We start from the raw sequence: 11076 nt of genomic DNA on the forward strand, positions 1-11076 counted from the left end.
ATTAAAGGGTGAATCTGCAGCAGCTGCTCCCCGACGACGGAGATCCCGACAAGGCGTTCGAGGCGTTCGCCGGGTGGACCGAGGAACGCGGGCTGACCCTCTATCCGGCGCAGGAAGAGGCGCTGATGGAGCTGGTCACCGGCGCCAACGTCATCCTGGCGACGCCCACCGGGTCGGGGAAGTCGCTGGTCGCCGCCGGGGCGCACTTCGCCGCCCTGGCCCGGGACCAGTGCAGCTTCTACACCGCGCCGATCAAGGCGCTGGTGTCGGAGAAGTTCTTCGATCTCGTCGAGCAGTTCGGCAGCGAGAACGTCGGGATGATGACCGGCGACGCCTCGGTCAACCCGAACGCGCCGATCATCTGCTGCACCGCCGAGGTGCTCTCGGCGATCGCGCTGCAGGAGGGCGACCGGGCCGACATCGGGCTCGTCGTCATGGACGAGTTCCACTTCTACGCCGAGCCCGACCGGGGCGTGGCCTGGCAGATCCCGCTGCTGGAGCTGCCGCAGGCCCAGTTCCTGCTGATGTCGGCGACGCTGGGCGACGTCGCCCTGTTCGAGAAGGACCTGACCCGGCGGACGGGGCGGCCCACGGCCGTCGTCCGGTCGGCGACCCGGCCGGTGCCGCTGGAGTACAGCTACAAGCTGACCCCGCTGCACGAGACGATCGAGCACCTTCTGATGGAGAAGAAGGCGCCGGTCTACATCGTGCACTTCACGCAGGCCGCGGCGATCGAGCGGGCGCAGGCGCTGATGAGCGTCAACGTCTGCTCCAAGGAGGAGAAGGCGCGGATCAGCGCGCTGATCGGGCGGTTCAGGTTCACCACGAAGTTCGGCAAGACCCTGGAGCGGCTGGTGCGCCACGGTATCGGCGTGCACCACGCGGGAATGCTGCCCAAGTACCGGCGGTTGGTCGAGCGGCTGGCGCAGGCCGGGCTACTGAAGATCATCTGCGGCACTGACACCCTGGGCGTCGGGGTGAACGTGCCGATCAGGACCGTCCTGTTCACCGCCCTGTCGAAGTACGACGGGCGGCGGGTGCGGCGGCTGCGGGCCCGCGAGTTCCACCAGATCGCCGGGCGGGCCGGACGGGCGGGCTTCGACACCGTCGGGTACGTCGTCTGCCAGGCCCCCGACCACATCGTGGAGAACCACAAAGCCGTCCTGAAGGCCGGAGACGACACCAAGAAGCTGCGCAGGCTCGTGCGCAAGAAGCCGCCGGAGGGCTTCGTCTCCTGGGACGAGGACACCTTCACCCGGCTCCAGAGCGCCGAGCCGGAGCCGCTGAAGTCCCGGTTCGACGTCAGCCACACCATGCTCCTGTCGGTGATCAACCGGCCGGGCAACGCCTTCCAGGCGATGAAGAAGCTGCTCACCGACAACCACGAGGAACGGGCCGCGCAGCGGCGGCACATCTCCCGGGCCATCGCGATCTACCGTTCGCTGAAGGCGGGCGGCATCGTCGAGGAGCTGCCCGTCCCGGACGCGGACGGCCGCTGGGTGCGGATCACGGTCGACCTGCAGGAGGACTTCGCGCTCAACCAGCCGCTGTCGACCTTCGCGCTGGCCTCCCTGGAGCTGCTGGACCACGAGGCCCCCACCTACGCCCTGGACGTCGTGTCCGTCATCGAGGCGACCCTGGACGACCCGCGCCAGATCCTCGCCGCGCAGCTCAACAAGGCCAAGGGCGAGGCCGTCGTCGAGATGAAGATGAACGGCATCGAGTACGAGGAGCGGATGGAGCTCCTCCAGGACATCGACTACCCCAAGCCGCTCGCCGACCTGCTGGACGGCGCCTTCGAGATCTACGCCCAGGCCAACCCGTGGGTGGCCGACCACCCGCTCCGCCCCAAGTCGGTCGTCCGCGACATGTACGAGAAGCTGATGGACTTCTCGCAGTACGTCCAGTTCTACGAGCTGGCCCGCAGCGAGGGCATCGTCCTGCGGTACCTGGCCGGCGCCTACAAGGCCCTGGCCCAGACGGTCCCCGACACGGTCAAGACCGAGGAGCTCCAGGACCTCATCGAGTGGCTGGGCGAGCTGGTCCGCCAGGTCGACTCCAGCCTCCTGGACGAGTGGGAGCAGCTCACCAACCCCGCCGAGGAGACCGACAAGCCCATCGAGGAACGCACGACGGCCGTCACCGCCAACCCGCGCGCGTTCCGCGTCCTGGTCCGCAACGCCCTCTTCCGCCACGTGGAGCTGGCCTCGCTGCGCCGCTACCGCGACCTCGCCGCCCTGGACACCGGCTGGACGGCCGAGGACTGGGAGGACGCAGTCCTCGACTACTTCGACGAGCACGACGTCCTGCCGTCGGGCCCCGAGGCCCGCGGCCCCGCCTTCCTGGAGATCAAGGAGGAGCCCGGCGTCTGGCACGCCCGCCAGATCATCGCCGACCCCGAAGGCCACCACGACTGGTCCATGACCTTCGACGTCGACCTGGCCGCCTCCGACGAGTCCGGCACCGCCGTCCTCCACATCAAGGACTTCGCCCGCCTGGACTGACCGCCCGGACGACCGGCCGCCGCCCGGCGGCCGGTCAGTACTGGCCGGCGGCGAGCATCTGCTCGATCTTGAGGTCGGGGTATTCGCGTTCGATGGCGCGCAGGCGCCACTTGTCGGCGAAGAGGGCCACCAGGTCGCCGGTCAGGGAGCGGGTGAAGACCTCTACGCCGCGCATCTTGGCGAGCTGCTCGCCGGACTCGGGGTCGGTGAGGCGGCACTCGTTGAAGTCGACGGTGCTGAGGACGACCGGGGAGTTGAACTCGTGCTCCATGCGGTGGGCGACGACCTCGAACTGGAGGGGGCCGACCGCGGCGAGGACGGGTGCCTGGTCGCCTCGGACGTCGCTGCGCAGGACCTGGACGGCGCCCTCGCTGTCGAGCTGCTCGATGCCGCGGCGGAACTGCTTGTACTTGCCGACGTCCTTGGCCCGGCAGACCATGAAGTGCTCGGGGGCGAACGCCGGGATCGCCGGATAGGTGACCGCGGGGCCGTCGTAGAGGGACTCGCCGACCGTCAGGCCGTGGGTGTTGGGCAGGCCGATCACGTCGCCGGGGTAGGCGGTGTCGACGGTCGTGCGGTCCCGGCCGAAGACCGTCTGGGCGTGCTTGCTGACCAGGCCGCGGCCGGACGAGCCCATGGTCAGGGTCATGCCGCGCTCGAACCTGCCGGAGAAGACCCGGATGAACGCCAGGGAGTCGCGGTGGGCCTTGTCCATGCCGGCCTGGACCTTGAAGACCTGGCCGGAGAACGGGGCGTCGACCGGGCGGGGCTCGCCCTTGGCGTCCTTGCGGGCCGAAGGGGGCGGCGCGTAGGTGGTCAGGGCGTCCAGCAGGGCGCTCACCCCGAACTGGGGCAGGGCCGCGCCGAACAGCACCGGGGTGGAGATCCCGCCGGTGAACGCCTCCGCGTCGAGCTCCGCGCCGATCTCGGTGAGGAGGGTCAGCTCCTCCAGCGCGGTCTCCCACAGGTCGCCGAGCTCGGCCGCGGCGTCCTCAGGGGACATCCGGACCGCCTTGGCCCGGCCGCCGCCGGGAGCGGGCACGAACTTGGTGAACGAGCCGTCGGCCCGGCTGATCAGCCCGCGGAAGTCGCCCGCGACGCCGACCGGCCAGTTCAGCGGGGCGGCGTGCAGGCCGATCCGCTGCTCGATCTCGTCCAGCAGCTCCAGGGGCTCACGGCCGGGCCGGTCCCACTTGTTGACGAACGTGATGATCGGGACGTCGCCGTGCTTGCAGACGTCGAACAGCTTGAGGGTCTGGGCCTCCAGGCCCTTGGCGGAGTCCAGCAGCATGACCGCGCCGTCGACCGCCGACAGCACCCGGTAGGTGTCCTCGGAGAAGTCGGCGTGGCCGGGCGTGTCCAGGAGGTTGAGCAGCGCGCCGCCGTAGTCGAACCGCAGCACCGAGGAGGTGATCGAGATGCCTCGGCTGCGCTCCATCTCCATCCAGTCGGACGTGACGCCCGCGCGGTCGCCCTTGCCGTGCACGGCCCCGGCCGTGGAGATCGCCGCGGCCTGCACGGCCATCGCCTCGGTGATCGTGGACTTTCCGGCGTCCGGGTGGCTGATCACCGCAAAGGTACGCCGCCGCGCGGCCTCGGCCGAGACCTCGTCGATCCTGCCCTTGACGGTGGACACCGCATACCCCTCTCGAACGCCGGTTCAGCCTTTCTACTTTACGGGGGGCGGCGGCCTGCCGGGGCCGCGTCAGTAATGGCCGCCCTGGTAGCGGACGGCGAGATCGCCCGCGCTGTTCCTGGCGAAGATCCGGTGGGGGGCCGGGTCGGTCGTCTCCACGGAGACGTCGCGGCTCCCGGCGACGCTCTCCGCGTCGACGGAGTAGGCGGCTCCCATGGGCACCTGGATGTTGAGGTTCCCGGCGGTCGTACGGACGTCGACGTTCGTCGGGGGCTCGGTGAAACCGAGGTAGGTGTCGCCCGCGGTGGACCTCACCACCACGGATTCCGACTGGGAGTCCGCGATCCACACGTCACCCCCGGCGTTGGTGACGTCGAGGTCTCCGGGAAGGTTCTCCAGCAGGACGTTGCCTCCGGCCAGGTCGACGTCGACCTTTCCAGTCAGGTCGCGGACCGTCACGTCTCCGCCGCCGGCCTTCACGGAAAGGGGAGTCTGCGCCGGAATGCTCAACCGGTAGGAGGCGTGGCACGGCTGCACGATCTCTATCGGGCAGCGCATCTTGATCCGCAGGGTGTCGCCTTCCAAGATCGACTGGATCTCCGGCCTGAAGATCGACCACTTGAGGTCCGCTCTGGCCCTGATCCGGCCCGCGGGTCCCGGCTCGATCTCCACGGAGACGTTGTCGAGCTCGAGGGACAGCCTGGAAGGGGAGGGCCCGTAGGCGCTGCTGGTCGTCGTGGTGCTCCCCAGCAGCAGGTCCATGACGGCCAACGATCCAGCCAGCAGCCCTGCCAGGGTGAGGAGGACTCCGCCCGTCCGCCAGCTCGTGTGCTTCTTCACGCCGGGCTCGGGGGCGGTAAGGGTGCCGGTGTCGGGATCGGCCTTCATGCTCGTTCTCCCAGGAATCGAAGTACGGCCAGGACCCGGCGGTGGTCACTGTCGGCGTGACGGAGGTCGAGCTTGGCGAAGATGCTGTTGATGTGCTTGGCGACCGCGCTCTCGCTGACGGTCAGGGCGGAGGCGATGCCCGCGTTGGACCGGCCCTCGGCCATCGACTTGAGGACGTCCAGTTCGCGGGGGGTGAGCCGGTCGAGGGGGTCGCTGCGCCGCCGGACGAGCAGCTGGGAGACGACCTCGGGGTCCAGGACGGTGCCGCCCGAAGCGATCCGGCGCAGTCCGTCCAGGAAGTCCGTCACGTCGGCGACCCGGTCCTTCAGCAGGTAGCCGACTCCGGCGGTCTCCCCGGACAGCAGGTCGGTGGCGTAGCGCTCCTCCACGTACTGGGACAGGACGAGCACCCCCAGGTCCGGCCACTGCCTGCGGATGACGAGCGCCGCGCGGAGCCCTTCGTCGGTGTGCGTCGGCGGCATGCGGACGTCCGTGACGACGACGTCCGGCTGCTCCCGTTCGAGTTCGGTGAGGAGTTCCTCGGCGGTTCCCACCGCCGCCTGGACGGTGAATCCGGCGCGTTCCAGCAGCCGGATCAGGCCTTCTCGCAGCAGGACCGAGTCTTCGGCGATCACGACGCGCACGGGAGCTCCGCGGTGAGAGTGGTGGGGCCGCCCACAGGGCTGTGGACGATGAGGGTCCCGTCGATGGACTCGACGCGCTGGGCCAGGCCGCGCAGGCCACTGCCCTTGCCTGGGTGGGCGCCGCCGATCCCGTCGTCGGTGACGAGGATTCGGACGGTGTCGCCATCGCGGGAGACGGTCACCTCCGCGCGCCCGGCCTGCGCGTGTTTGGCGGCGTTGGCCAGGGCTTCGGACACCACGAAGTAGGCGACGGCCTCGGTGGTCGCCGACGGACGTTCGGGGAGGTCCACCGTCAGTGTCACGGGGACGGGGGAGCGAGCCGCGATCCCCGAGAGCGCGGCGTCGAGCCCCCGGTCGTTCAGGACGGCGGGATGCAGCCCCCGGACGAAGTCGCGTAGCTCGGCGAGGGCCAGCTTGGCCTCATCGTGTGCTTCGGCGAGCTCCGGCAGGTCCGGATTCATCGCCCGCGCCATCCCGAGGTTCATGGCCAGCGAGACGAGCCGCTGCTGGGTGCCGTCGTGCAGGTCGCGTTCGATCCGCCGCCGCTCGGCGTCGGCGGCGTCCACCACCGCGCTGCGGCTCTCGGTGAGCACCTCGACGCGGTGCGAGAGCCGCTTCGCCCGGTCGGGACCGAGCAGCGCGCGGGCCATCGTCAGGTCCAGGGCGGCCAGCGCGCGCACCACCCAAGGCGTGGCGAACAGCAGGAAGACTCCGAGGAGGAACAGCGTGATCACTATTCGGGAGTCGACGGGGCCGATGAGATCGGTATCGCGCAGCAGGCGCGGTTTCCCCTTGGCGATGGCGGCCAGGAGCAGCAGGCTGAAGCCCGTGCTCCAGAGGACGCCGACGAGAAGGGCCGAACCAGCCTCCGTCACTGCCGCGACGACGTGGAATCCCGCCTGCTTCCAGGTGTTGCGGTCGAAGGCGTCGGCCGTGAGACGCTCGCGGAAGCCTTTCGGGCGGTCGCGGGGGAGCGGGTCCACCGTCTCGCCGAGGAACGCGGCGAACCGGCTCCGTTGCAGTCTCGCCAGACCCCACACGAAGGGGAACAGGACGGCGAGGACGAGGGGAAGGGTGACCACGAACATCAGGGAGAAGACCAGCAGGGACAGCAGGCATACCCCGGCCCCGGAGACGAGCGCGCCCGTGAACAGGTGGGCCGTCGTCCACCAGGTTCGGGGCCGCACCGGACCGAGGAGGATCTCGCGCCAGAGTGCGTCGGGTCTGTTCCTTTTCACGGTGATCACGGTAGAGACCTTCCGCGGTCTGGACGATCCCCCTGCTTGCCGGTTCCAAGGTGGCACTAGTGCCACCCCCCCGAAGACGGATCAGGCCTTGCGCTCCGCGTAGGCCAGGACGTCCGAGCGGCGGTAGAGGCGGCGCACCCGGCCGCCGCCCAGCCGGACCTCCTCCGCCGGTTCCGGCCAGCCCTTCGGCGGGCGGGACGCGTAGACGGTGACCGTGCCGGGGGCCAGTCCGAGCAGGCGTCCGGCCTCTGCGAGGGTCACCAGTTCCTTCTCGGGGGCCTCGTCCCGCGACGAGACGAGCCCGCGGTACCAGGAGGCCCACTCTTCGGCGTCCCAGTAGAGGGCCTTGCCGTGGCGGCGGGCGGGCTCGGGGTGGCCGTTGGTCTCGCGGGCCGCCCACAACTCCTTCAGCGCGTGCTTGGAGAGGCCGTGGGTCTCGGCCAGTTCGTCGCGGGAGGCCAGTCCGGACGGGACGGGCCCAGCGTTTCCAGCGGGCCCGCGGGAGGCGTACCAGGCGTGCCACGCGTCCGCGTCCCAGGTGAGCCGCTGCCCGAGCCGGCCGTCCGGTTCGGGGTGCCCGGTGGAGGCCCGTTCCCGGAACCACTTCTCCAGGGTGCTTCGTCCCAGGCCGTAGCGGGCCATGAGGTCTGCGCGCGTTACGGAAGTCACGTACCCAGTGTCGTGTACTCACTCCGGGATTACGCGGACGTTAGGGGCCCTCCCGGTAGTGTTCGACCACGATGAGAAGACCAGCCGCGCGTTTCACGCTGCTCGTCGTCGGTGCGGCGACGGCGGCGCTGGCGGCGGTTCTCCTGGTTCCGGACAGGGACGGGCTGGCGGCCGCCTTCGAGTCGGCGGGGGAGCTCAATCCGCTGCTGGCCGTCGCCGCCACCTGGGTGCTGATCCTGGCGATGGTGCCGCGCACGGCGCTGGCGTTCGTCTGCGGGCTGCTGTTCGGGCTGGGGCCGGGGGTCGGCTACGCGCTGGTCGGGGCATTGCTGGGAGCGAGCACCGCCTTCGCCATCGGCAGGTTCCTGGGCCGGGAGTTCATCGACGGGGTGCTGGCGCGGGAGCATCCCGGGTGGCGGGGCGCGCTGGCGTCCCGGGTGGCGGGCCTGGACCGCTGGCTGGGCCGCAACGGGATCATCGGAGTGGTGGCTGTCCGGTTTCTGCCGGTAGCGCCTTACGGGATGGTCTCCTATGCCTTCGGCACCTCGGCCACCCGGTACCGGGATTTCCTTTTCGGCAGCGCGGTGGGTGTCCTTCCCTCGACTCTTGGGTATGCGGCACTGGGTGCGGCCGTTTTCGGGCCCTCCGCGGTACCGGTGAGCATCGCTATCCTGAGTGGCCTGGGACTACTGAGCCTGGTGGTGACCATCGGGCTACACCGAGTGCGCAAAAACGAGCCCCGCCCGTCGCCTGGACCGTCAAGACCGGATAACTTGAACATGGTCCGCCGGTGACCACAGAGAAGTGAGACTCCTGGAGGCCCCCCCGATGAAGATCCTGCTCGCCGGAGCCACCGGTGTGATCGGCCGCGCTCTGGTGCCGAGACTCGTCGAGGCGGGCCACGAGGTGTCGGGCACGACCCGGCACCGCGCCAAGGGCAAGTTCCTCGAGGGACTGGGCGCGCACCCGGTGATCGTGGACGTCCTGGACGCCAAGAGGCTCCGCAAGGCGGTCAAGGCCGAACGCCCCGACGTGATCGTCCACCAGCTCACCGACCTCTCGAACGAGGACTTCGCCGCCAACGGCGCGCTGCGCGTCGCGGGGACCCGCAACCTGGTGGACGCCGCGCTGTCCGTCGGCGTCGAGACGATGATCGCGCAGAGCATCGCCTGGCTGTACATGCGCGGCGAGGAGCCGGCGGTGGAGGTCGACGCGCTCGACCCGGCGCTGCAGCCCTACCAGGGCATCGCCTCGCTGGAGCAGGAGGTCGCGCGGATGCCCAAGGGCGTCGTCCTGCGGTACGGCGCGCTCTACGGCCCGGGCACCTGGTACGCCCCGGACGGGGCGATCGCCGACCGGGTGCGGCGCGGGGAGCTGGCGCTGACCCCGGCGTGGACGTCGTTCGTGCACGTGGAGGACGCGGCCGCCGCCGCGGTCGCCGCGCTCGACTGGGAGCGGGGGCCGGTCAACATCGTCGACGACGAACCCGCCACCTTCCAGGAGTGGCTGCCGTCCTACGCCGAGGCGCTGGGCGCCCCCGAGCCGAGGTCGATCCGGCACGCCGCCGCCACCGGCCGTCCGGTCTCCAACGCCAAGGCCAAGTCGCTGGGCTGGACGCCGCAGTACCCCACCTGGCGGACCGGGCTGCTCACCGAGGTCGCTCCGGCGGAGTAGGCGCGCCGGGCGGGCGGAACACCGAAGATCCGGCGAGGACGCTCCAGGCCAGGATGGTTCAGGCGGGACGGTTCAGAAGGTGACCGTGTACCAGAACCGGAGCCGCTGGTCGGAGAGCCGTTCCCAGCCCCATTCCTTGGCGAGGAAGTCCAGGATGTACAGCCCGCGGCCGCTCTCGCGGTCGCTCTCGGGGTCGTAGCGCAGTCTCGGCTCCCCGTTCCCCCCGCAGTCGACGACCTCGACCCGCACCTGCTGGTCGCTCAGCTCCGCGGTGAGCTCCACCATCCCGCCGGGGCGGGCGTAGAGCACGCTGTTGCCGAAGGTCTCCGAGAGCAGCTGCACCGCCGCGTACTCGGCCGGGTGGTCGGCTCCCAGCCAGGCGGCCAGCCATCGGCGCGCCACGCGTACCTGCTCTGGCCTGCCGGGCATGGTGATGCGCGTGGCGGTCAGCATGGTCGATCCTTCGGTCGCTCGAACTCCTGCTCCATGGCCCGAACCCTCCTGCGATCCCGCTGGGCGCGACCGGGCGGTTCAGGGGGTTCTCCGGGGGATTCCCCCGGGATTCCTCCTACATCGAGCCCCTGCGTCGCTACTCTCTGAGTGTGAAGCGCAACGGGGGGTCATGTAAAGCGCTTTCGTGGAATATTCCAAATTCGATCGTCGCCGTCGCTCGAGGATCGTGTACCCAGGAGGATCCGATGACCTCAGGGCGGACCAGCCCGACAGTTCGCCGGCGGAGGCTCGCCGCCGAGATGCGCCGGCTCCGCGCCGACCGCCAGGTGAACCTGGACGAGGTGGCCAAGGGCTCCGACGTGGGACGGACCACCGTCTACCGCATCGAGCAGGCCTCCCACGCGCCGAAGGTGAACGACATCAGGGCGCTGTGCCGGTACTACGGCCTCTCCGAGGAGGCGACCGAGGAGCTGGTGACCCTGGCCAGGGAGAGCCGGCAGCGGGGCTGGTGGCAGCGTCCCGGCTCGTCCTCGTCCATCCCCGCCTGGTTCGAGACCTACATCGGGTTGGAGGAGGAGGCCTCGGAGCTGCTGGTCTACGAGCCCGAGCTGATCACCGGGCTGCTCCAGACCGAGGAGTACTACCGGGCGCTGCTGGGCGTCGACCCGGTGCTGCCCGAGGAGGGCGACGCCGAGCGGGACCGCCGGGTGGAGGTCAGGCTCAAGCGCCAGGAACGGCTGTACGGGCCGGACACGCCCAAGCTCTGGGTCATCCTCAACGAGGCGAGCGTGCGGCGGACGGTCGGCGGCCGAACTGTCATGAAAAAACAGCTGGAACAACTCATCGCGCTCTCTCGGCCGCGCCGAATAACGTTGCAGATACTACCTTTCTCGGCGGGTGCGCATGCCGCGGTCGACGGGGCATTCCATATTTTGCATTTTCCCCGGCAGGCGCATCCCTCGATCGTGTACCTTCAGTTCCGCCGCGGCAGCCTCTATCTCGAGGAAAAAGCAGATATCGCGGAGTACATGGATATCTACGAGCACCTGCGCGCCATGGCGCTCTCCCCTGAGTTGTCCGTCGAACTCATCGAGCGGATCGCGGGAGAGCTGCCGCCCGCGTAGGACCGATATATGAAAGCGGGTGTTCTGCATGCTGGATCGCTCCGGCCTGACCTGGCGGAAGAGCAGTCGAAGTGCCCAGAACGGGGCCTGTGTCGAGATCGGCACCGATCGTTCCGGTGTGCCTGTGGCGATACGCGACAGCAAGAATCCGGAAGGGGCGAAACTGGCCTTCTCCCGGCCCGAGCTCCGTTCCTTCGTCTCGAAGCTGAAGACGTTGTAACGGGTTATACGACAGAA

The 11076-nt window shown here is 69.7% G+C and carries 11 protein-coding genes; 5 read left to right on the forward strand and 6 right to left on the reverse strand.

Going from position 1 to position 11076, the window contains the following annotated elements:
* The first annotated feature begins 23 nt into the window (after nucleotides 1-23).
* Complete coding sequence (locus tag ABD327_RS03160) at nucleotides 24-2504, forward strand: DEAD/DEAH box helicase (protein WP_344449063.1); 2481 nt, start codon at nucleotides 24-26, stop codon at nucleotides 2502-2504.
* 34 nt (nucleotides 2505-2538) lie between these two features.
* On the opposite strand, the gene ABD327_RS03165 is transcribed toward ABD327_RS03160, so the two are convergent.
* The 5 genes from ABD327_RS03165 to ABD327_RS03185 all read right to left on the reverse strand — a co-directional run bounded on the left by ABD327_RS03165 (nucleotide 2539) and on the right by ABD327_RS03185 (nucleotide 7588).
* Nucleotides 2539-4140 carry a peptide chain release factor 3 gene (locus ABD327_RS03165; protein WP_344448572.1) on the reverse strand — a complete coding sequence of 534 codons (1602 nt, stop codon included), beginning with the start codon at nucleotides 4138-4140 and terminating at the stop codon, nucleotides 2539-2541.
* Between the two features lie 69 nt (nucleotides 4141-4209).
* On the reverse strand, nucleotides 4210-5028 hold the full coding sequence (locus ABD327_RS03170; RefSeq protein WP_344448573.1) for a DUF4097 family beta strand repeat-containing protein: 819 nt from the start codon (nucleotides 5026-5028) through the stop codon (nucleotides 4210-4212).
* Entirely contained in the window at nucleotides 5025-5672 is a 648-nt protein-coding gene (locus ABD327_RS03175; RefSeq protein WP_344448574.1) for a response regulator, read from the reverse strand. Before ABD327_RS03175 ends, ABD327_RS03170 begins: the two co-directional genes overlap by 4 nt.
* Nucleotides 5660-6910 (reverse strand): sensor histidine kinase, encoded by a 1251-nt coding sequence (locus tag ABD327_RS03180; RefSeq protein WP_344448575.1) that lies wholly within the window; start codon nucleotides 6908-6910, stop codon nucleotides 5660-5662. Before ABD327_RS03180 ends, ABD327_RS03175 begins: the two co-directional genes overlap by 13 nt.
* A 90-nt stretch (nucleotides 6911-7000) precedes the next feature.
* On the reverse strand, nucleotides 7001-7588 hold the full coding sequence (locus ABD327_RS03185) for a hypothetical protein (RefSeq protein WP_344448576.1): 588 nt from the start codon (nucleotides 7586-7588) through the stop codon (nucleotides 7001-7003).
* 71 nt (nucleotides 7589-7659) lie between these two features.
* On the opposite strand from ABD327_RS03185, the gene ABD327_RS03190 reads away from it, so the two are divergent.
* Both ABD327_RS03190 and ABD327_RS03195 read left to right on the forward strand, forming a co-directional pair.
* Nucleotides 7660-8382, forward strand: coding sequence for a TVP38/TMEM64 family protein (locus tag ABD327_RS03190; RefSeq protein ID WP_344448578.1), 723 nt, complete (start codon nucleotides 7660-7662; stop codon nucleotides 8380-8382).
* A gap of 10 nt (nucleotides 8383-8392) precedes the next feature.
* Nucleotides 8393-9262 carry an NAD-dependent epimerase/dehydratase family protein gene (locus tag ABD327_RS03195; protein WP_344448579.1) on the forward strand — a complete coding sequence of 290 codons (870 nt, stop codon included), beginning with the start codon at nucleotides 8393-8395 and terminating at the stop codon, nucleotides 9260-9262.
* Between the two features lie 72 nt (nucleotides 9263-9334).
* Here the strand turns inward: ABD327_RS03195 and ABD327_RS03200 are convergent, their stop codons facing one another.
* Complete coding sequence (locus tag ABD327_RS03200) at nucleotides 9335-9715, reverse strand: ATP-binding protein (protein ID WP_344448580.1); 381 nt, start codon at nucleotides 9713-9715, stop codon at nucleotides 9335-9337.
* A 245-nt stretch (nucleotides 9716-9960) separates the two neighbouring features.
* Here ABD327_RS03200 and ABD327_RS03205 point away from each other — a divergent pair, with 245 nt between their 5' ends.
* Together ABD327_RS03205 and ABD327_RS03210 are read left to right on the forward strand one after the other, a co-directional pair.
* Entirely contained in the window at nucleotides 9961-10839 is an 879-nt protein-coding gene (locus ABD327_RS03205; RefSeq protein WP_344448581.1) for a helix-turn-helix domain-containing protein, read from the forward strand.
* A gap of 28 nt (nucleotides 10840-10867) precedes the next feature.
* Nucleotides 10868-11059: a DUF397 domain-containing protein gene (locus ABD327_RS03210; RefSeq protein WP_344448583.1), complete on the forward strand. Its 192-nt coding sequence runs from the start codon at nucleotides 10868-10870 to the stop codon at nucleotides 11057-11059.
* Nucleotides 11060-11076: the final 17 nt, after the last annotated feature.

It is taken from the genome of Actinocorallia aurantiaca (assembly GCF_039533685.1).
In the GTDB taxonomy this organism is placed as follows: domain Bacteria; phylum Actinomycetota; class Actinomycetes; order Streptosporangiales; family Streptosporangiaceae; genus Actinocorallia; species Actinocorallia aurantiaca.